Source organism: Pseudomonas sp. B392_1p (assembly GCF_052245235.1).
Classification (GTDB): domain Bacteria; phylum Pseudomonadota; class Gammaproteobacteria; order Pseudomonadales; family Pseudomonadaceae; genus Serpens; species Serpens gallinarum.
The window spans coordinates 42,484-63,704 of sequence record NZ_JBQPXM010000011.1 but is presented as its reverse complement, the minus strand read 5'-3'; the positions used below and the strand labels follow the sequence as shown (position 1 = coordinate 63,704).

Annotated in this window: 18 protein-coding genes and 1 pseudogene; 7 read left to right on the top strand and 12 right to left on the bottom strand. The window is 62.0% G+C overall.

Going from position 1 to position 21,221, the window contains the following annotated elements; genetic code table 11:
* Positions 1–17: 17 nt before the first annotated feature.
* Complete coding sequence (locus ACTV8E_RS15620; RefSeq protein WP_443200103.1) at positions 18–368, top strand: hypothetical protein; 351 nt, start codon at positions 18–20, stop codon at positions 366–368.
* 14 nt (positions 369–382) lie between these two features.
* On the opposite strand, the gene ACTV8E_RS15615 is transcribed toward ACTV8E_RS15620, so the two are convergent.
* The 5 genes from ACTV8E_RS15615 to ACTV8E_RS15595 all read right to left on the bottom strand — a co-directional run bounded on the left by ACTV8E_RS15615 (position 383) and on the right by ACTV8E_RS15595 (position 5,094).
* Positions 383–1,918, bottom strand: coding sequence for a conjugal transfer protein TraG N-terminal domain-containing protein (locus ACTV8E_RS15615; RefSeq protein ID WP_443200102.1), 1,536 nt, complete (start codon positions 1,916–1,918; stop codon positions 383–385).
* 9 nt (positions 1,919–1,927) lie between these two features.
* Positions 1,928–2,194: a hypothetical protein gene (locus ACTV8E_RS15610; protein ID WP_443200101.1), complete on the bottom strand. Its 267-nt coding sequence runs from the start codon at positions 2,192–2,194 to the stop codon at positions 1,928–1,930.
* 32 nt (positions 2,195–2,226) lie between these two features.
* A complete protein-coding gene (locus ACTV8E_RS15605) occupies positions 2,227–3,591 on the bottom strand; it encodes an integrating conjugative element protein (protein ID WP_443200100.1) in 1,365 nt (454 codons plus the stop codon).
* Between the two features lie 11 nt (positions 3,592–3,602).
* Entirely contained in the window at positions 3,603–4,562 is a 960-nt protein-coding gene (locus tag ACTV8E_RS15600; RefSeq protein WP_443200099.1) for a TIGR03756 family integrating conjugative element protein, read from the bottom strand.
* A 112-nt stretch (positions 4,563–4,674) separates the two neighbouring features.
* A complete protein-coding gene (locus ACTV8E_RS15595; RefSeq protein WP_443200098.1) occupies positions 4,675–5,094 on the bottom strand; it encodes a hypothetical protein in 420 nt (139 codons plus the stop codon).
* Between the two features lie 82 nt (positions 5,095–5,176).
* Here ACTV8E_RS15595 and ACTV8E_RS15590 point away from each other — a divergent pair, with 82 nt between their 5' ends.
* The gene (locus ACTV8E_RS15590) at positions 5,177–5,608 is read left to right on the top strand and encodes a LexA family protein (protein ID WP_443200097.1); all 432 of its coding nucleotides are present in this window, start codon (positions 5,177–5,179) and stop codon (positions 5,606–5,608) included.
* Between the two features lie 15 nt (positions 5,609–5,623).
* A pseudogene (gene umuC / locus ACTV8E_RS15585) lies at positions 5,624–6,866 on the top strand (translesion error-prone DNA polymerase V subunit UmuC).
* Between the two features lie 165 nt (positions 6,867–7,031).
* Here the strand turns inward: umuC and ACTV8E_RS15580 are convergent.
* Together ACTV8E_RS15580 and ACTV8E_RS15575 are read right to left on the bottom strand one after the other, a co-directional pair.
* Positions 7,032–8,024: a TerC family protein gene (locus tag ACTV8E_RS15580; RefSeq protein WP_169971103.1), complete on the bottom strand. Its 993-nt coding sequence runs from the start codon at positions 8,022–8,024 to the stop codon at positions 7,032–7,034.
* A 257-nt stretch (positions 8,025–8,281) separates the two neighbouring features.
* Complete coding sequence (locus ACTV8E_RS15575) at positions 8,282–9,154, bottom strand: LysR family transcriptional regulator (RefSeq protein ID WP_003245859.1); 873 nt, start codon at positions 9,152–9,154, stop codon at positions 8,282–8,284.
* Positions 9,155–9,257: 103 nt separating this feature from the next.
* Here ACTV8E_RS15575 and ACTV8E_RS15570 point away from each other — a divergent pair, with 103 nt between their 5' ends.
* Positions 9,258–10,784, top strand: coding sequence for an NADH-quinone oxidoreductase subunit L (locus tag ACTV8E_RS15570; RefSeq protein ID WP_169971104.1), 1,527 nt, complete (start codon positions 9,258–9,260; stop codon positions 10,782–10,784).
* On the top strand, positions 10,781–13,228 hold the full coding sequence (locus tag ACTV8E_RS15565; protein ID WP_169971105.1) for a YbcC family protein: 2,448 nt from the start codon (positions 10,781–10,783) through the stop codon (positions 13,226–13,228). The genes ACTV8E_RS15570 and ACTV8E_RS15565 overlap by 4 nt, the downstream gene beginning before the upstream one ends.
* Before the next feature lie 130 nt (positions 13,229–13,358).
* Here the strand turns inward: ACTV8E_RS15565 and cysD are convergent, their stop codons facing one another.
* Complete coding sequence (cysD, locus tag ACTV8E_RS15560; RefSeq protein ID WP_045734604.1) at positions 13,359–14,294, bottom strand: sulfate adenylyltransferase subunit CysD; 936 nt, start codon at positions 14,292–14,294, stop codon at positions 13,359–13,361.
* Complete coding sequence (locus ACTV8E_RS15555) at positions 14,291–15,148, bottom strand: DUF6671 family protein (RefSeq protein WP_262374939.1); 858 nt, start codon at positions 15,146–15,148, stop codon at positions 14,291–14,293. Before ACTV8E_RS15555 ends, cysD begins: the two co-directional genes overlap by 4 nt.
* 95 nt (positions 15,149–15,243) lie before the next feature.
* On the opposite strand from ACTV8E_RS15555, the gene ACTV8E_RS15550 reads away from it, so the two are divergent.
* Complete coding sequence (locus ACTV8E_RS15550; protein WP_003245867.1) at positions 15,244–16,167, top strand: LysR family transcriptional regulator; 924 nt, start codon at positions 15,244–15,246, stop codon at positions 16,165–16,167.
* A 4-nt stretch (positions 16,168–16,171) separates the two neighbouring features.
* Here ACTV8E_RS15550 and ACTV8E_RS15545 read toward each other — a convergent pair whose 3' ends face one another.
* Positions 16,172–17,113 (bottom strand): L-threonylcarbamoyladenylate synthase, encoded by a 942-nt coding sequence (locus ACTV8E_RS15545; RefSeq protein ID WP_169971106.1) that lies wholly within the window; start codon positions 17,111–17,113, stop codon positions 16,172–16,174.
* Positions 17,114–17,329: 216 nt separating this feature from the next.
* Between ACTV8E_RS15545 and ACTV8E_RS15540 the strand changes: the two genes are divergently transcribed.
* Positions 17,330–18,703 (top strand): transposase, encoded by a 1,374-nt coding sequence (locus ACTV8E_RS15540; RefSeq protein ID WP_443200096.1) that lies wholly within the window; start codon positions 17,330–17,332, stop codon positions 18,701–18,703.
* A gap of 252 nt (positions 18,704–18,955) precedes the next feature.
* On the opposite strand, the gene arsJ is transcribed toward ACTV8E_RS15540, so the two are convergent.
* Positions 18,956–20,188, bottom strand: coding sequence for an organoarsenical effux MFS transporter ArsJ (gene arsJ, locus ACTV8E_RS15535; RefSeq protein ID WP_443200095.1), 1,233 nt, complete (start codon positions 20,186–20,188; stop codon positions 18,956–18,958).
* 11 nt (positions 20,189–20,199) lie between these two features.
* Entirely contained in the window at positions 20,200–21,204 is a 1,005-nt protein-coding gene (locus ACTV8E_RS15530; protein WP_443200094.1) for an ArsJ-associated glyceraldehyde-3-phosphate dehydrogenase, read from the bottom strand.
* Between the last annotated feature and the right edge of the window lie 17 nt (positions 21,205–21,221).

Here is a 21,221-nt window from a genome sequence, read left to right as displayed (position 1 = left end):
CGCTCTGGAGGGGCTTTATGGCTGAGCAGGGTAAGGCAACCCAGGCGCATCGCTTCGGTGCCTGGGCAGGGTCGTGGTGGCGGCGCTGGCGCGCTCTTGAAGCGCGTCAGCTGGAACGGGTTCAGGTGAGCGGCATGCGCCATGGCAGGCTGTTGGTCCGCTGTGCATTTAGAGGCGGTGATCTACTGATACTGGCCGGCCTGCTGCTGGCGGGGTACTGGGTACTGCTGCCCGTAGTGTTGGTTATAGGGTTCGTTTATATGGCGACCCGTATGCCTGCGGATGAGCTTGAGGCGTCAGGCCCATCTATTGATGAAATAGATCATCCAAACCATCGAATTTATTGGCCTGAACTTCATGACGATTGATGTCGTTAATCGCGCTATTTTCTTCCGCCCTTCAAGAGAGCCATGCTCTGGCTTATTCCCTGGGAACCGGCGTCGTGACTGGCTTGGCTTCCACGGGTCAGCCCGTTTTGCATTGCAGACCCCACCGAATACCCCGCCCAGCTCATGGCTCCGAGAAACAACATCGGCAGCACGATAAACATCGCACCCATCACATACATGATCACCTGCGCCGACAGGGTGCCATCCTCGAAGCCCGCCGGCGGAATCGACAGCAGCAGACGGTCGCCCAGCGACACGTTGCGGTACAGCGTGTCGAGCATGCTCGAGTCCACCCAGCGGGCTAGCTCCCACCAGAAGGTCAGCATGTGCAGGGTGAACAGCGCGAAGGTCAGGGTCATCAGCACTTTGAGCTGGTAGGTGCTGATTAACAGCACTAGAGGCACGCAGATAATGGTGGCCAGGATCAGGAAGGCCTGCACCATCGGCAAAGCGGTGCGCAGGGCATTCATCGAGGCGTAGTTGCCGAGGGCGCCGAGGGCCAGGCCACTGTTGGTGGCCAGGTTGTTGAGGCGGTGGCCCAGCGAGTCGCCGCGGCTGCTACCGCCGTACTCTTGATAGATCTGCCCGGGGGACATGGTCAGCGATTGCAGACGGGGGCTGACCAACTCGCGTAGCGTGACGTACTGAATCTCAGCCGTCGAGCGGCCACTCAGCCATCCGCTCAGGCGTGTCCACAGGCTGGGGTCGACCTGCTCGACCAACCGGCTGCGCAGACCGATGCCGCTGTCCGCCCACCATTGACGGCAGGAGGGATAACCCGCGCCATTGTCGAGACGGGGAAGGGTGGCGTCCCGCACGTCATCGTAGGGCCAACTGGGACGAGGTGCGCGAGAACGGTCGCGGTCGTAGAAGCCTGCGGTGTCGAGGAAATAAGCCGAACCGATCCAGGAGGCGGCGAAATCTTCCTCCTTGCTGAGCACCGGATGCTGGGTGAACAGCCGAGCGCGGGAGCGGCCGTAACAGTCGCGGGTGAAGTCGGCGACTTCCTGCAAGAGCACCTGGTCATGGATGCGCGTCTCGTCGATCTCCATGCGGATCTGGCGGATGTCCGGCGTGCAGGGAATGGCGGCGGTGCCGGCCGCCGTGACGCCTTTGCTGAGGGTGTGCACCAGGTACCACCAGACCGGCACGTTGGCGGACTGCTCGCCGAGGGTGTCGAAGGTCACCCCCCAGGCGGTTTCGTTGGGCTGGGCCACGCTGATGCCGCAGCGCTGACTGGCCTGGGCATCCAGGCGCAGGTTGGTCAGGTTCACTGGCAACAGCGGTGCGCAGGCGAACATCAACACCAGATAGGCCAGCCACAGGCGGTTCTCGACGCGGGCCACCGAGAGCAGACCCTTGTTGCCTTCATCGGCGCCTTGCTGCCGCGCCGACAGCCATTCCTGCAGGATGATCGCGCCCAGTGGTGCGGCAAACAGTCCGGTGTCCAGCAGCACGTTCCACAGGCCGTTGTTGATGATCCAGCCGAGCAGGGTGAGGTAGAACTCCAAATAGCTGTTGGTGCTCATGGCTGTCTCCTATGCCTGCCCACAGCGCGCGATTTCGACCGCCAGGATCAACAGTCCACAGACGACTCCGAGTCGGCGCCACTGGCTCCGCGCCGCTGGGTTCGTTTGCAACTGATCCACCTTCAACCAGAGCGTGGCGATGCCGACGTACAGCAGGACGCGCCAGGCCAGCAGAAAGGGTGAGTAAGGTGAGAGGAATTTGTGCGGGTTCGGCATGCCCGCCAGGCTGCCCAGTGGGGCCTTTAGCAATGCTGCAGCCAGCACGAACATTGCCATGCTGGTACCCAGAACCGTCAGCCCGCGCCGGCTCACGGTTGGCCACTCGACCCGGACTGCGCTTCGCGCAAACGGCCCGGCTCGGGGTCGCCCTGGTGAACGACGCGCGCGGCGGATGTCGCAGCTTCCTGACGCTCGATAATGAGGCTTGCGGTGTTGCCGGCCAGCATCTGGCGCAGCTGCATCTCCAGTTGCAGAGCCTGAATTTCCCGCTCCAGGGTGGCGAGCTGGCGCTGCACCGCCGTGTGCGCCGGCGTGGCGGACTCGATGTGCGGCTCGTGCTGGCCGGCCAGCAGGGTACGCTGTAGCAGCAGGGCCTTGCCGATCACGTCGGACAGGGCGGTTTCGCTGGCCAGGCGCCGAGCCAGCGTTATTTGGTCGGGATCGTCTCGCAGTGCCTCGATGACGCCGCGACTAATCATCAGCAGTGGGCTGGAAGCGCTGGCCAGGCTGTCGGCGGTGATCGGCTGCGAGCCGTCCACCAAGCCTTGCAGCGCTTGCAGGTGCTCGTGATAGGTCTCCTGGATCAGTGGCGTCAGGCCTGTGCCGGCGCTCGCGCGCAGGGTCTCGCAGTCATTGCAAGTGGCGATCTCGGTTTCCCCCAGCACGCGCACGGCCCAGTCCGCCGCCTGCTGCGGTGTGCTCCAGGTGCTGCACAGGGCAGCGCCGTTACAGTCCGCGTCGATGATGCCTTGCGTATCGCTGGCCGAACGACGGTGCAGCAGGTTGTAGCCGGAGTGCGCCAGGTCGCGGGTGACCCGAATCGGCGGCTGGCCGTTACCGCCGGCCTGTTGTCCGCCCACCCAGGTAACGCCCTGATTGCCGCTGGTGGTTTCGGTGGCGCTCACCACGCTGATCGCGTCCTGACTTTGCTGCAGGTTCGCCTGCATGGCCTGACCCTTAGCCAGAGAGCCCCAGGCGCCCTGATCGATGGCCTCGGCCATCTGCCGCGCCATGGCCTGGCAGGTCAGTTGCGAACGATCGTAATCAATGCGGCCCTGCATCACACCGTTGCTGAGCAGCTCGTAGAGGCCGGGGTTAGCGCGCTGGATGATCAGTGCGGGCAGCGACATCACCGCCTGGGTGGCGTTCTGCACCACGCTGCCCATGATCTGCTGAAAGCCTTCGGTGACGCCATTGAGCTGGTTACGCAGGGTGGTTTGCAGGTCCATGTTTCCGCACATCAGGTTGGCGCGCCAGGTGAGTCCAACCCCGAGTCCGTCGGGGCGGTACAGCGAGGTGGGGGCACCCACCGCCGAGCCGCCACCCAGGGTATAGAGCACGCGGTCATCCAGCACTTCGCCGCGGGTGCCGAGACGGTAGTCATCGGCGGTCGCACTTGCGACGGGCCAAAGCATGATGGCTGCCAAGGGGAGGGTGCGGGCAAGTCGGCCCATGTCGGGTTCTCCTAAAAAGCGACGGTGCCAAGCAACACCTGGCCCTTGCGCTCGCAGCAGCTGTAGGGACGCCACAGCGCCCAGGCATAGGCGCCGTCTTCGGCCTGCACGGTTTCAGTCGGGAACACTGCGCAGCTGTCTTGGACTTCGGGAGCCAGTGGCTGCCAGCGGTGCGTGGCGGGATCGTTTTCCAGTATTGGCGGCGGTGGCCAGTAGCCGGCGCGTGCAGCGGGAGTGAGCGGCAGGTAGACATGCGGCTGTCCGTTACGGGTGACCAAGTCGGCCGCTCGTTGCGCCATCACCGCTGCGGCCTTGAAGTCATCGGGCTGCACCAGAAAACCGTGGCGCGGGTAGACGTTGCCCCACATGTCGCCCGCGAGCTGGCTGCCCACCTCGCGCAGCCCGGGTGTCAGCGCCTCGGGGTAGAGGCTTTCCGGAATGGCGTGGCGCCAGGCCAGGGTATCCAGCGTGCTGAGAAAGTAGGGCTGGAAGGCCAGGGCGCCGCTGGCGCACGCCAGTCCCGACTGCGACGCCAACTGCGAAACCGCCCAGCCGCCGGGATGGCCGATGGCATCGACGTTTTTGAAACGGAGCAGGTTGTCGCGACGGGTATTCGGCGTAATCAGGTTGCCGCCACCTTCGGCACCAGGCAGAGGTGCAGACAGCGCGGCCATTTCCGTCCAGGGGTTTTCTCCCGTGGTGGCGTAGCTGGCCACGACCAGGTCGGGATTGAAGTGCTGAACGCGAATGGAGGTTTCGATTTCACAGCTGAACGGGGAGCAGGACAGCCAGAAGCACATGCCGATAATCTTGTAGGCGAGGCAGGCGGGGGAGAGAGCCGACTGGGTCAGGTTGGCGGTGTTGAGTGCCAAGGCCGGTAGCGAAAATGCCCCCAGACTGAGGAGCCAATATCGTTGCGGATGTGCAGGGTGAGGCTGGGTAGCTCGTGAGCTAAAGGCAAGACTGGCCATGGGCGCGTCATCCGTAAGGAAACGCGCACAGCTTTAGCCGAGATCAAAAATGTATTCAGCTCATAAATTGAAATTGATGTCTGCGCATTTTTTGCTTGGCCAACAGGCGCGTCTATCCCAGTCTCGGCCAGCGATCATGCACCCATTCCAATCCTTCCGGAGGGTCCGACGTCACCACATACACCCGCCGTTCTTCTCCTCCTTCCAACAACAGCCCTTCCAGCATCTGGCCGGGCCGCAGATCAAACCAATGCGATTGCCGCGCTGGGTCTTTCTCCATAAAGCGCACCGCTGGCATTCGCACCTCCTGCGGCTGGTAGCGTGCCCATTTCCCTGCAGTAATCGAATCCACCCGCGCCCAGCCTGTGGCGGGCAGCCGTCCCGGTTGTTCCCGTCGGCGACCCCAGGCAATCCATTCGACGCTGCCGTCCGCCTGCAGTACGGGGAGGGCGGCCTTGGGGTTGGGAAAATAAACCCGCACCGGCAGGCCTGTGTTGGTGTACTGGCCTGCAATCTCGACGCCTCCACACATGGAATGCCTCCTGTCCTGATGCCATTGCCATACTGTGCATGGCAGAATACTGTTTATCTATACAGTAGTCCGGGCGTTTGCCATGTCTGTCGCATTTATTGGCCCTGTCGAGCCGTCCAATACGCCACTGCCTCTCTTTACTTGCACCGTCGCGGCTGGGTTTGCCTCGCCTGCGGATGACCACATCGAGGCTACGTTGTCCCTGGATGAGCTGTGCGTTCGTCACCGAGCGTCGACTTTTTTCCTGCGCGTGTCCGGCGACAGCATGACCGGCCTGGGCATATTCGATGGCGACATCCTGGTTGTGGATCGCTCAGTGCCGCCGCTGCCCGGCATGGTGGTGGTGGCAATAGTGCGCGGGGACTTCACCTGCAAGCGGCTGGATCTGGAGCGGGGCTTGCCCGTGTTGCGCGCCGCCAACCCGAACTACCCGGATATTCGCCTGGGGGAGGGCGAGGAGCTGGAAGTATTCGGGGTAGTCGTCTTCTGCATCCACAAACTGCCGGTGTTCTGACATGCGCCCGGTGTACTGGTGGACTGCAATAACTTCTACGTGTCGTGCGAGCGGCTGTTTCGCCCGGATCTGCGCGGCCTGCCGGTGGTGGTGCTGAGCAATAACGACGGCTGCGTGGTGAGTCGCAGCAACGAGGCCAAGGCGCTGGGCATCGGCATGGGCGAGCCGTACTTCAAGATGCGTGAGCTGATCGAGCCGCACGGGATCGAGGTATTCAGCTCCAACTACGCACTGTATGGCAACGTATCCGCGCGAGTGGTGAGTGTGCTGCGCAACATGGCGCCTCGCATCGAGGTGTATTCAATCGACGAAAGTTTTTTGGACCTCACGGGCTTTCATCAGCCGCTGGCCCCGTATGGGCGCATGATCAAGGCCGAGGTGTACCGGCAGACCGGCATCCCGGTAGGGGTGGGCATCTCCACCACCAAGACGCTGTCCAAGCTGGCCAACTGGGCCGCGAAGCGACGCAGCCAGAGCGGTGTAGTCGTAGCCACACGGCCAGAGCAACAGGCGATATTGCTCAAGGATGCGCCAGTGGCCGAGGTGTGGGGCATTGGCCGCAAGCTACAGCATCACCTGGGCGAAATGGGCGTGCGCACGGCTTGGGATCTGGCTCAGCAGGATGCGAAGACCATGCGCAAGCGATTCAGCGTGGTGGTGGAGAAGACCATCCGCGAGTTGCGCGGCGAGGCCTGTTACGGCCTGGACGATGGCCCAGAACCCAAACAAATGATTATCTGCAGCCGTTCATTCTCGGAGCGGGTGACCGAACTTGAACCGCTGCGCGAAGCGGTGGCCACCTATGCGAGCCGGGCAGGGGAGAAGCTGCGTGTCCAGGGCGATTTCTGCCAGCTGCTGCAGGTATACATCCGCACCGGTGAGTTCAATCCCCTGAAGAAGCGCTACGCGCGCACGGCCAGCGTGCCGTTGCCTTATCCCAGCAATGACAGCCGCGACCTGGTGCAAGCCGCTCTGGCCGGGTTGGAGGCGATCTACCTGCCCGGGTACCGCTACCAGAAAGCCGGTGTGCAGCTGATGAACTTCGTCAGCCCCGGCCACACTCAGGGCGATCTGTTCGCCCCCAAGCCCCGCCCGCAGCGAAGAACTCATGGCCGTCCTGGACAAGGTCAACACCAACCTGGGCAGAGGCACCCTGCGCCTGGCGCGGGTGCCGCACGCGGCAGGCTGGGCGATGAAGCAGCAGTTGAAATCGCCGGGGTATATTAGCCGGTGGGGTGAGCTGCCGGTGACGACTTGAACTCCAGGGTGTGCAAATCCAGCGACTACTTAAATGACTCCTTCGACCTAAAGCGGGCGGTCGTGACAGGCAGAAACCGGCCAAAAGCGGTCATCTGGTGCCTTTAAATCAGTGGCTATCCAATTCGATGGTGGCAGCCGACTGACGGCCGCCACCCATATGGATTCACACCTGCGGGCTAGCTGGGGGCTGACCACGGGTTTTCCATAGTGAAAGCAGCACACCGCCCAGCAATAGGCCCAGAGTCACGCTCAAGGAAATGACAGCTGGAATTTTGCCGATGATGCCAACCAGGAAGATCTTGCCGCCGATAAACACCAGCACTAACGCCAGTGCGTACTTGAGGTAAGCGAAGCGGTGAATCATCGCCGCCAAGGCGAAGTACAAAGCACGCAAACCAAGGATGGCAAAGATGTTCGAGGTGTAGACGATAAAAGGATCCTGGGTAATGGCGAAGATCGCCGGCACGCTGTCTACCGCGAACACCAAGTCGGCACACTCGATCAGCACCAGGGCCAGGAACAACGGCGTTGCCCAAAGCACGGATTTACCATTGGCATCCGCCTGGCGGACGAAGAACCGCCCTTCATGCAAACGATCGGTCACCCGCATGTGTTTACGCAGGAACTTTACCAGTGGGTTTTCGCTGAGGTCAGGGTGGGCATCGACCTTGCTGAACAGCATCTTCACCCCAGTCAGCAGCAGGAAGATGCCGAACACGTAGAGAATCCAGCTGAACTCGGCGATCAGCGCCGCACCCAAGCCAATCATGATCGCGCGCAGCACGATCACCCCGAGGATGCCCCAGAACAGCACCTCGTGCTGGTACTTACGCGGGATGGCCAGGAAGCTGAAGATCATCGCCATGAGGAATACGTTGTCCATCGACAACGATTTCTCGATCAGAAAGCCGGTGTAGAAATCCATGCCGGCGTCGCCGCCCTTGACCTGCCAGACCCACAGGCCGAAAAGCAAACCGGCACTGATATAGCCGGCGGACAGCAACAGGCTTTCGCGAACGCCGATTTCTCGATGCTCACGGTGCAGCACCCCGAGGTCGAAGACCAACAGGCTGATGACGATGCTGATAAAAACGAGCCACAACCAGGTGGCGGTGCCGAGGAACTCGGCTAGGAAGAACGGTTCTAGGGCAGTCATGAGCCCCTCCTCTAAGTGTCGAAGTTGTACAAACTGCAACTCCGACATGGCAGCGGTTAGCTGTCAGAGGGGCCCGGCGTTGCGGACGCGAATCTAGAGGTGTGTGTGGACCTTCTCAATCACTCAAGTTTTGCAAATCATTTCAGTTTTGGAGGGCATAGTTTGGCTCAAAAGTTCCAGAAGCGGCCGTTAAGTATTTGTGAATGAACCAGGACCCAATGACATTAGAGATCGGGTTGATATTTCATCTCTAACAATCATGACGGATTCAGCAGTTCATCCAGAATGCCAAGGCCAAAGTGGCGCTGGAGCGTGACCGCAAAGAACTGCTCGGCAATGTCTGGCAGCTCGGCATACAGCTGCAGGGTGCCGTTGAGCAGCTCGTCCTGCACAACAACGGCGGGGAGCAGGGCGATGTCGCCGGAGTCACGTGCCAGCAGACGCAGCATGGCCATGTCGTCAACCTCGGCGCAGATGTGCGGGCTCAGGCCGTGGCTGTTGCAGTAGACCTCAAACTGGCTGCGAATATCACTGCTGCGTCCCGGCACAATCAGGCGTGCCTGCTGCAGGTCAGCTGGCAAGGTGAACGGCGCTAGCCCCTTTCGGGGCGGTCCCACCAGACATACGCTTTGCCGGTCCAGCAGGCGGCAACGCCAGGCTCGTTGGCCATCTCCACTGACCGCCTGGTTGGTCAATACCACATCCAGTTTGTGCAAGGCTAGACGCTCCAGCAACTCCTCCAGGCTACCGGACTCCAGGGTGATACGCACCTGCGCACGGCCGAGAAAGGGCCGCAGCAGATTTTCCTGAAAGTTACGCGACAGGGTTGCAACGGCGCCGATTCGTAAAGGCTGGATGTCCTGCTGAGCGCCTTGCAGGGTCATCTGCAATTCGCTGCCCAGGGCAAAGATGCTCTCGGCGTAGTCCAGCACCAGTCGTCCCGCTTCGGTCAGCGTCAGGCTGCGACCGCTGCGAATAAACAGCGCGTGGCCCAGCTCGTCTTCCAGGGTGCGGATTTGTGTGGACAGCGCCGATTGCGACACATGCAGCGAGTGGGCAGCGCGTGTGAGGTTGCCTTCCTTTGCCACGGCCCAGAAGTAGTGCAAGTGGTGAAAGTTGAGTCGGCGCACGCTGGATTCCTAAAAAGAGAATGATCCATTCATATCAATCTATTTTTAATACTTCAAGCGCTACGGGAGACTAGATCCAGTTGATGGATTAGGAGCTACGCCCGTGCCGATCATTCTCCCGCCCCTGGTCGAACTGTTGCCCTGGGTGTATGCCCTGACGCTGATTCCAGCCAGCCTCTTACACACTCGCGAGCACCTCTGGTGGTCGGCCCGGGGTGCCGGCTACCTCGGTTTGAGCCTGGTTCTGGCGGCCTGGCTGCAGGCGGCTCTTAACGAACAGAATGATGATCGACTGGGCCTGGCGATGGCGGGTTTGATCAGCCTGCTGGCGTTGGTGATCATCGACTATTCCCGGCGCTACCTGGAGGGCGAGCTCGGGCAGCAGCGTTATGTGCTGGCCTTGCTCGGTACGCTGGCGGCAGTGGCCACCGTTGTCACCAGCACTGATCTGATTGTGCTGGTCGGGGCCTGGATTTTTTCCAGCCTGTTCCTGCATCAGCTGCTCACATTTTACCGCGACCGCCCGCAGGCCCTGGTGGTGGCGCACAAGAAATTCCTCGCCAGTCGCCTGGCCGATGTCTGTTTGCTGCTGGCTACCGGATTGCTAGTGCGCGCTGGCGGTGACAGCAGCATCGCGGTGATTCTCGACGCCGTGAACAGCCGCCTGCAGGCCAGCGGCCAGCTCGGTTGGGACCTGCAACTGGCGGCGTTGCTGCTGGCCCTGGCAGTGATCTTGAAGTCCGCGCAGCTGCCGGTGCATGGCTGGCTGATCCAGGTGATGGAAGCGCCGACGCCGGTGTCGGCACTGCTGCACGCCGGGCTGGTCAACCTGGGTGGTTTCCTGCTGCTGCGTTTTGCCCCCCTGTTTTCCGCCGCCGTGCCTGCGCAAAGTGTGCTGGTCGTGGTCGGCGGCCTGACCGCAGTGCTCGCCGCGCTGGTAATGATGACGCGCATCAGCATCAAGGTCCGCCTGGCCTGGTCGACCTGCGCACAGATGGGCCTGATGCTGCTGGAGTGCGGCTTGGGGCTCTACGAACTGGCCCTGGTGCACCTGTTGGCACACTCGCTGTACAAGGCCCATGCCTTCCTCGCCGCAGGCGAGACGGTAGCCCAGGCGCGCCAACATGCCCTGCAGCCCGCTGTTCCGCAGCCAGGCCTAGGCGATCTGCTCTGGGCCCTGCTGCTGGCCGGCCTGGCGCTAGCGCTGCTGCAGGGTGCGTGGACCTGGCTACAGCCGGGCCATGAGCTGCCTCTGGTGGCCCTGGCCATTCTCGCCATCGGCCTGGCCCCCTGGTGCATGCGCCGCGGGCAAGTGCTGCAAGGGCTGAGCATGTTCATGCTGCTGCTGGCGGCCTACCTGCTCTGGCACCAGGCCGCTGCCTGGATTCTAGATACCCCGCTAACGGAGGCGCCGCTGTTGCTGATCGGGCTGGCGCTGCTGCTGTTTGTCGGCCTGTACCTGCTGCAGGCGCTGATCCTGGCGCGCCCTCAGGGCGCACTGGCGCGGCGCCTGTATCCGCTGGCCTTTGCCGGCTTCTACCTGGATGAGCACTTCACCCGTCTGACCTTCCGCATGTGGCCGGTGCATTCGCCCCAGCCCCTGACTTCGCCTACTGGAGATCGCCCATGACTGCGCTCGAACACTTCGCCAGCCTCGACCGGGATGCGCTGCACGAGGCTGCGCGTCAGGCCTGCGCGCGTATCGCCCCGACCTGGCCACTGGACCGCATGATCGCCGTCAACCCGCTGTGGGAGCGGCGTGAACACGCCTGGTCAACCGTTGCCGCAGAACTCTGGCAACGTGCCGGCAGCCCGCTGACGCTAAGCGCCGCAGACTACCGGAACGCCTGGCAGGAGGGCCGCATTGGCGCACATCACCTACAGCAGGCCCTGGCGGAACAGGCTGACACTTGGACAACCGCGCAGTTGCTACAGGCCCTGGAGATGCCGCCGGAGGTAAAAAACGGGCTGCCTCTGCTGGAAGACCTGGCCGATCCCGGTATCACATTACCGGGCTGGCGGGTGCTGATCACCCAGCAGATTGGCCAGTGCTGCGCCGCCTGGTTCGACCACGAACAGGCCGACTGGCGCCCGGAAGCCGGCACCGGGCTGTACCAGACCTGGCGCAGCAGCATGCTGGCAGACAGAGGGTTGAGCGTACTCAGTGACTGCCGCGACCTGCATGGGCGCATTGCCGAGCTGCCGTTGCAGCCCCACGGGGCGCTTGAGGCCGTGGTGCAGCGCCTTGGGCTGAGCGCTGATGACTGGGCGCCCTGGTTCGACTGCCTGTTGCTACGCAGCCTGGGGTGGGCCTCCTGGTGTGCGTACAAGCGCTGGCAGGCCAACCTGCAGGGGCAGGATGACCATACCACTCTGGAGTTGCTGGCTATCCGCGCCGCCTGGGAGTGGCTGGTGGACGATCGCCAGCGCGATGCGCAGAGCCACTGGCGGCGTTGGCGCTCGGCCTGGCAGAACGGTTTGCAGCAGCTCCCCTCAGCCGCCTGGCAGGCATTGCAAGTGTGGCAACGTGCCGACGAGCTGGCCTGGCAGGAACAGCTGCAACAGAAACTTTGCCGGGCGGAATCGGCAGCACCGCTGCAGGCGCCGCTGGCTAAGCTGTTCTTTTGCATCGATGTGCGCTCCGAACCCTTGCGCCGGGCCCTGGAGCAAGTCTGCCCCGAGCTTGAGACCGGTGGTTTCGCCGGCTTCTTCGGTCTGCCCATTGCCTACACGCCGCTGGGCACCGCCGCCACTCGCCCGCAGTTACCAGGGTTGCTGGCACCACAGCTGCAGGTCAGCGATAGCAGCGGTGATGCCGCGCAGGATGACCACCTGGCGCAGCGCCGCCAGGCGCGGCTGGCCCGTCAGGGACGCTGGCGTCAGTTCGAACGCCTGCCGGCCTCGACCTTTACCCTGGTCGAGAGTATTGGCTTGGGCTATGCGGGAGCGCTGCTCGGGCGCACCTGTGGCCTGTCCTCGGGTACTGAAGAAGCACATCGCAGCGGCTTGCGTCCTGCAGAGTGGCAGCAGTTGCACCCGCAATTGCCAGCCCTGTCGCTGACCGAGAAGACCGATCTGGCCGCGCGCATTCTCCAGGCTATGGGGCTCAACGGCCCGGTCCCGGCGCTGCTGGTGCTGCTCGGGCACGGCAGCCAGAGTGCCAACAACCCCCAGGCGGCGGGGCTCGACTGCGGTGCCTGCTGCGGTCAGAGCGGCGAGGTCAATGCGCGCCTGCTGGCTGGCCTGCTCAACGACCGCGAGGTGCGCGCCGAACTGCGCCAGCGCGGCCATGACCTGCCGGCTCACTGCCATGTACTGGCCGGCCTGCACAACACCACCACCGACGAGGTGCAAGTGTTTGCCCACGAGGCTATTCCGGCCACCCTGCAAGCGGACTGGCTGCGCGTGCGCCAGGCGCTTGATCAGGCAGCTGCCCAGGTGCGCCAGGAGCGCGCCACCGGGCTGGGCCTGACGGCGCTGCAGGCGCAACCGGTCAAATTGCTCGATCGGCTGCGCCGGCGTGCCCGTGACTGGTCGCAGACCCGGCCCGAATGGGGCCTGGCCAACAACGCCGCGTTTATCGCCGCGCCGCGGGCGCGTACTCGCGGTGTCGACCTGCAGGGCCGCGCCTTCCTGCACGACTACGACTGGCGCGAGGATGCCGAGGGCGCTGTGCTGGAGCTGATCATGACCGCGCCCATGGTGGTGGCGCACTGGATCAACCTGCAGTACTTCACCTCGACCACCGACAATGCGCGCTTCGGCAGTGGCAACAAGTTGCTGCACAACGTGGTCGGCGGGCATATCGGCGTGTTCGAGGGCAACGGCGGCGATCTGCGCATCGGCCTGGCCCGCCAGTCGCTGCACGATGGCCAGCAGTGGAGGCATCGCCCGCTGCGCCTGCATGTGGTGATCGAGGCGCCGCAGGCCATGATCGACCGGGTCATCGACAACCACCCCGTGGTGCGCGACCTGGTCCTGCATGGCTGGCTGTACCTGCTGCGCATGGATGGTCAACCCGCCCAGCTGGAGCGGCGCACCGCAACAGGCTGGCAACCGCTGCCGGGAGCCTGATCGATAATGGCCGCGCCTATAGGGCACGGCCTTGTCACATCTCGGTCAGTCCGCGCCGCCGGCTTCGCGTAGCGCAAACAAAAAGCCGCCTGTTTATTCAGGCGGCTTTTTATTCAGTACTGCGAGCCGGTTAGAAGTACCCCTCGATTTTCTTCTTTTCCATCGAGCCATCCTGGTCATGGTCGATGATGCGGCCCTGACGTTCGGAGGTCCGGGTCAGCAGCATTTCTTGGATGATCTCCGGCAGCGATTGCGCCCTCGACTCGACAGCGCCAGTCAGTGGGTAGCAACCGAGGGTGCGGAAACGTAACCAGCGTGTCTGGATGCTCGCGCGCTGCTCTGGGGTGAGGTGCGCCAGCAGGCGCTCGTCGTCCACGCAGATCAGCGTGCCATGCAGCTCGACCACTGGGCGCGGCGCCGCCCGGTAGAGGTCGACGATCTCGATCCCTTCGAGGTGGATGTACTGCCAGATGTCCAGTTCGGTCCAGTTCGACAGGGGAAATACCCGCAGGCTCTCGCCTGCGTTGATCCGCGTGTTGTACAGCTGCCAGAGTTCCGGCCGTTGCTGCTTGGGGTCCCAGCGCTGGTGCGCGTCGCGGAACGAGCAGACGCGCTCCTTAGCCCGTGACTTCTCTTCGTCGCGGCGCGCCCCGCCAAAACAGGCATCGAAACCGTACTGCGCCAGCGCCTGCTTAAGCGCCTCGGTCTTCATGATGTCGGTGTACTTGGCCGAACCCACGGAGAACGGGGTGATGTTCAGGCGCTCGCCATCGGGGTTGATGTGTACGCGCATGTCCAGCCCCAGGCGCGCGGCCAGGCGGTCGCGGAACTGGCCCATTTCGGCAAACTCCCAGCCGGTGTCCACGTGCAGCAGCGGAAAGGGCAGCGGCCCCGGAAAGAATGCCTTGCGCGCCAGGTGCAGCAGCACGGTGGAGTCCTTGCCGATCGAATAGAACAGGCAGGGGGTGCGCATCACGGCCACCACCTCGCGCAGGATGTGCATGGCTTCGGCTTCGAGCGCGCGCAGGTGACTCAAGCGCTGATTTGCAGGGACGAAAGCATTCATGGGTTGCATAGCTCACATTGGCCGGCACTGGCTAATTGGGTCACGGGATGTCGTTCTTCATGCTGACAGGCCGGGCACACCCAGATGTGTGCGGCCGCTAATGGGGTGCTCAGACCACAGTCCACGCATAGCAGGCCGGGCTCGCTGCGCGCCACGGCAAAACCGCATGCCTGACAGCTCGGGCAGTGGCTGCTCAGGCGCTTCGCCAGTTGCCCCGCGGCATCACGGATCACCGTCTGGCGTAGCGGGTTCAGATGGGCGCGCATGTCGGTCTCCAGCCAGATCTTCGGTTCGCGCGCCAGCAGCCAGTCCAGTTGAGCGAGCAGCCAGTCGCGCTCGCGAATACCCTTACGGAACCAAGCTTCGCCGGGACGCCCGAGAATCAGGGCATGTTCGGGAAAGCGGGCGCGCTGCATAAAAATCTCGGCGCCTTCCAGGCTGTCGACCTCGACCTGGGAATAGTTGGTCGCTCCCGAGCCTGCCAAGGCAAAGACCGGGTACTGCAATTCTGCATCCCACAGGCAGAGAATTTCGTAGTCCCAGGGCATCCAGCCCAGGTGCGGATCACGGCCGAAGCTGCCTTCACTGCCCAGCCCGTAGCGCACCCCGCCTAGTGCACAGGCCAGTTTGGCTTTGCTAAGCGCAGTGTCGTGGGCGCTGCCCGTACGCGCGACGTCGCGGCTGAAGGTGCCAAAGTGGTCGGTGTCGTAGCTGCTGATCGATTCGATGCACAAGCCCAGAGGAGCCAAGGCGTCGGTGACTAACCGGCCCTTGTCATGGCAGGTGAGGAAGGCAACGGGTTGCACCTGGTTCAACGCAGCGGGGTGCCCATGCGGGGCGAGAGCGGCAGACATGGCGAGAATCCCTGAAATGACGACACAGGCATTTTCTCCAGTACTTGATATAGTCAAAAATAGATTATCAGCCTAAAAACCATCGGTATTTAGCAATGCAGAGACCGCGCTTCCATACCCGTCAGACCACGTTTCGCCAGCTGGAAACCTTTCTCGCCGTGGCCGAGCGTCTCAGCGTGACAGAAGCAGCCCGTGCCCTGCACCTGGCCCAGCCTTCAGTGTCGACGCAGGTCGCCAAACTTGAGCAGGCGCTGGGCATGAACCTGTTCGAGCAACTGGGCAAGCGCTTACACCTGACCGATGCCGGGCGCGAGGTGCAGGCCGGGGCTCGGGAAATCTTCGATGCCCTCGATCACCTAGAAATGCGCCTGGCTCACCTCAATGGCCTGACTGCCGGGCAGCTCAGGCTGGGAGCGGTGACCACGGCCAAGTACCTGGTGCCACGCCTGCTGGGGCCCTTTTGCCGGCAGTACCCTCAGGTTGAGGTCGAGCTGAACATCGCAAACCGCTCGGAAGTGATCCGCCGCCTGGAAGACAATCGGGACGACCTCTATGTGTTCAGCCAGCCGCCGCGCCATCTGGATCTGGACGCCATGCCGCTGGCCGATAATCCGCTGGTGGTGATTGCGCCGGCCGGCCATCGTTTCACCGGTCAGCGTATTCGCTGGGAGCAACTGGCTGCGGAGCCGTTTCTCAGCCGTGAGCCAGGTTCCGGTACGCGCTTGGCCATTGAGGAGCACTTTGCCCGCTTTGGTTGGGTGCTGAAGCCGCAGATGACCATCGAGAGCAACGAAGCGATCAAGGAATCCGTCGCGGCGGGGCTGGGTATTGCCATCCTGTCGCGACATACCCTGATTCACACAGCACCGGGCAATCTGGTCGAGCTGGATGTAGAGGGGTTTCCGATCCCCAACCGCTGGTACCTGGTGCGCTGGCGGACCAAGAATCCGTCACCGGCGGCGCAGGCCTTCAGTCGCTTTGCCGAAGTGCCGCTGGAGACCCCAACACTGCCGGAGTGAAGCCTTAAATCCGTTGACTGGCGCGGGCCAGGCGGTCGTGTACTGCCGCCCAGGCATCCTGATGTGGTGGCAGCTGGATATACAGGCGCTCCAGCCCCAGTGCATCGAGTTGATAAAGCGCCGCATAGAGACCGGCCGCATAGGCCTGCGGCTCGTTCCCCAGGTTTAGTGCCGGACCCTGGCTGGGTTGCGCCTGACCGCACCAGAGCCAGCCGTAAAGTGGCGAGGCGAGCGCCTCTGCAGGTGCCTGGTCGAAAGCCAGGCTCACAGTGCTGGGGGCGTAATGGCGATGGTGCTGGCCCGGGGCGCGCACGCCACCGTCCTTACCTTCCAGCGGCTCGCCGAGCACAGCCTCCAGCTGAAGCTGGCCGAGCATGCCGCGGCGCAGCAGGCGCGGGCTGTCACCGGGCAGCAGGCTGACAATGCTCGACTCCAGGCCCACCGGGCAGGCGCCGCCATCGAGAATCCACAGGTCACTGTCGGCAAACTGCTGCGCCACATGCGCGGCGCTGGTAGGGCTGATCGACATGTAGCGGTTGGCTGACGGCGCCACCAGGCCACCACCGAAGGCCGCCAGCAGGGCCTGCGCCTTCGGATGGGCCGGCACCCTTAGTGCCACACTGTCCTGGCCGGCGGTGACGCTGCGCGAAACCTCTTCACGAGCTGGTAAGACTAGGGTCAGAGGGCCCGGCCAGCAGGCATGCATCAGGCGCTGCGCGGCCGGAGAAACCTCTGCGGCCCACTCGACGACCTGCTCCGCGCGCTGTAGATGAACGATCAGCGGGTTGCTGCTCGGGCGTCCCTTGAGTGCAAACACCTGCTGGATGGCTGCATCCTGGCGCGCGTCGGCCGCCAGGCCATAGACGGTTTCCGTGGGCATGGCGACCAGGTGGCCGGCGCGCAGGCGGGCGGCGCATTCGTAAAAATCACTTGTGATAAAGGGCATAGCGAGGTGTGTGCAGAGTCTGAATCGTCAGATTCTCTCACGCATTGCGCATCGAAACTTACCCTTGGTCGAGGTGCGAATAGTGATTTCACCTAAAAAATTTGTGAGCACTTGCTGCTCCTGAATGGCAGCTTTTGGCCGATTCTGTTGAAAAAGTAGCTCCTCCGCTTGGCCTACGGCAAAATCACCTCATCGGCCAGCAGGAGAGCACGGAGCATGATGGGCCAATTATCGAGTGGGCAGGAGCGACTGTTTTGCTCGTTCAATCTTGAAGATCACATCCCGGCTAATCACCTTCTGCGCAGCATCGATAAGTGTCTCGATCTGAGCGACCTGCGCCATTACCTCGCCGATTTCTATAGCCCGATTGGGCGTCCGTCGATTGATCCTGAACTGATGATCCGCATGCTGATCGTGGGCTATTGCTACGGCATTCGCTCAGAGCGGCGGTTGTGCGAAGAGGTCCATTTAAACCTGGCATATCGTTGGTTCTGCCGGTTGGGCCTTGAAGATGAAGTGCCCAATCACTCTACTTTTTCCAAAAATCGACACGGCCGTTTCCGTGACAGTGATTTGTTTCGCTGGTTGTTCAATGAGGTTTTGCGTCGCTGCATGGACGCAGGCTTGGTCAAGGGCGAAGGATTTGCCGTGGACGCCAGCATCATCAAAGCGGACGCGAGTCGGCAGCGCGGCGTACCGGGGGATGAACAGGTCAATTGGAGCGATCCGTCCCTCAGCACCCGCGCCGTACGCGAATACCTTGAAGCGCTCGATGAGGAGGCCTTGGCCGAAACGCTACCGAAGCGCCTATCGCTGACAGATCCTCAAGCCCGCTGGACAGCCGCTCCAGGTGGTCCAGCATTCTTCGCCTATTCCACGAACTATCTGATCGATACCGAGCACGGCGTAATCGTGGATGTGGAACCAACCCCCGCTCATCGAACAGCTGAGGTTGAGAGCACCAAGACCATGATCGACCGGTTCGAAGCGCAGTTCGGCATTACGCCGGAGCGCCTCATTGGCGACACCGCTTATGGTACAGCGCCCATGCTGGCCTGGATGGTGGAGGAAAAAGACATCGAGCCGCATGTGCCGGTGTGGGACAAAACAGAGCGTAAAAACGACAGTTTCTCGAGCAACGCTTTCCACTGGAATGAGGAGACTGAGGAATACCGCTGCCCAGCCGGCAACGCATTGCGCAGCGAATGGCGAGCCTTCAAGAATGAGCGTTCGCACGTCACGAAAGCCAACACCATTATCTTCCGATCCCGGCAGTCCGACTGCGCAACGTGTCTGATGAAAACCAGGTGCTGCCCGAACACTTCGATTCGCAAGATTGCCCGCAGCGTCCATGAAGCCGCTCGTGATGTGGCTCGACGCATCGCAGCGACGCCCGCATACGTGCGCTCTCGCCACGAACGTAAGAAGGTCGAAATGTTGTTTGCCCACCTCAAGCGCATCCTGAAATTGGATCGTTTGCGACTACGAGGCATGAGTGGCGCGACCGATGAGTTCACGCTGGCCGCTGCGGTGCAAAACCTGCGACGGCTGGCCAAACTTGCATCTCAAGGGCCGCCTGCCACGGGATAGGTGCGCCTGCACTAAGCAAAAAACCTCAAATCAACCAATAACAGAGCAGCAAAGGTCAACGAAGGGCCGAAAAACCACTCAATGTGGTGAGTAGGTTCTCCGGGGGTGGTCACGCCTGAGTTCAGGCGAGCTGAAAATCCGACTTTTTCAACAGAATCGGTCGAATCCGGTCATTCGTAGGCGATCAGTCCTAGGCAGCTATTCCCTCAGGCAAGCTTGCCCAGGTTAGGCAGTTAACGCGCTTTCCCTCTGCTATTGCGGGGTCACGCCCACCTCTGGGTGCCTGGGCAAGGCGATAGAAATAATGGCGGCCAACAAGACAAATGCCGTGGAAACCCACAAGCAGGCTTCAAGCCCGTAAGCCTGATAAATCGAGCCTGACAGCACAGTGCCGAGCAGTCTCCCCAGCGCGTTGGACATGTAATAGAAGCCTACGTCCAGCGACACGCCATCTTCCTTGGCGTATGAAACGATCAGATAGCTGTGCAGCGAAGAGTTCACCGCGAACAGCGCACCAAAGATCATTAGGCCGCCCAGCAACACAACCTGAGGCGACCATCCCGCCGAAAGACCGAGAGCAATGGCAGCAGGCAGTCCCGCCAGTAGCCCCGCCCACAAAAAAGCGGCGCGCCCATCGGGTAGGTGATCACGTTTTTTCCCGGTGATGTTCGGGGCGAACGACTGGACGATGCCATAGCCGATGACCCAGGCCGCGAGGAAGCCGCCAACCAACCAGAAGTCCCATCCGAACACGGTACTCAGGTAAACCGGCAAGGCCACGACGAACCAGACATCACGGGCACCGAAGAGAAACATCCGTGCCGCCGAGAGGATGTTAATCGCCCGGCTCTTGGAGAGAATGTCGCGAAACTTGGGTTTGGCTTTAGCCTTACCCAGATCTTTCCTCAGTAGGATCAGGCTAGCCAGCCAGATCACAGCCAATACAGCAGCCATCGCCAGCACGGCAGCTGTGAACCCCAGCAGAGCCAGCAGCGCACCCCCGAGGAAGAAGCCCACCCCCTTGAGCGCGTTCTTCGAACCCGTCAGCATCGCCACCCATTTGTAGAGCGTGCCTTGCTGGTTATTAGGCACCAACAGCTTTATCGAACTCTTGGCAGACATCTTGTTGAGGTCTTTGGCGATACCCGACAGCGCCTGTGCGCCCATAACCCAAGGGATGGTCAGCCAGGCAGCGGGCACCGTGAGCATCAGCAAAGCAGCTACCTGGAGGCCCAAACCAATATTCATGGTGCGATTCAGGCCCAGACGAGCACCGAGGTAGCCACCGACTAGGTTGGTGATAACACCGAAGATCTCATAAAACAAAAATAGCGCTGCGATTTGCAGCGGCGTGTAGCCCAACGTGTGGAAGTGCAGCACGACCAACATTCGCAGCGCGCCATCGGTGAGGGTAAAGGCCCAATAGTTGCCGGTGACCAGCAGGTACTGGCGCACTGTCGGGGGGAGAGCTGACAACGCCTTCATGATCGCTCCTGTTAACCGGCCAAGCCGACCAGTTTGGCCAGCTCGACAGCGCGATTGGCGTACCCCCATTCATTGTCATACCAGGCGTAAATCTTCACCTGAGTTTCATTGACCACCATGGTCGACAACGCATCGATGATCGAGGAGCGCGGGTCGGTGCGGTAGTCAATCGAAACCAGGGGACGCTCTTCGTAGCCAAGGATGTTTTTCAGCGGGCCAGCGGCGGCAGTTTTGAGCAGCTCATTGACCTCATCCACCGTAGTGGCGCGCTCGACTTCGAACACACAATCGGTGAGCGAGGCGTTGGCCAGCGGTACGCGCACGGCATGGCCATTCAACTTGCCACGCAGCTCGGGAAAGATCTCAGCAATCGCAGTGGCCGAACCTGTGGTGGTAGGGATCAAACTCATGCCCGAGGCGCGAGCGCGGCGTAGATCCTTGTGCGGCTGATCGAGAATGCTCTGAGTATTGGTCAGGTCGTGGATGGTGGTGATCGAGCCATGGCGAATGCCCAGGTTCTCATGGATCACCTTGACCACGGGGGCCAGGCAGTTGGTGGTGCAAGAAGCAGCAGTAACGATGCGGTGCTGCGCAGAGTCAAATAGGTGCTGATTGACGCCCATGACGACGTTCAGCGCGCCTTTCTCCTTGACCGGCGCGCACACCACGACACGCTTCACGCCCTGATCCAGGTACGCCTGGAGCACTGCGACGGTTTTCATCTTGCCACTGGCTTCAATCACCAGATCGCAGCCCGACCAATCGGTATCGGCAATAGCCTTGTTGGCGGTGACTTTGATGCGCTTACTACCGATCACGACATGATCGGCCTCGGCGCTGGCTTCCTGACTCCAACGGCCATGCACCGAGTCGAAGTTAATCAGGTGGGCATGAGTCGCGGCGTCACCAGCCGGATCGTTGATCTGTACGAACTCAAACTCTGGCCAGCTCCAGGCTGCACGCAGGGCAAGACGCCCGATACGACCGAAACCGTTGATACCTACTTTGATGCTCATGCTCTGTTCTCTTAAGG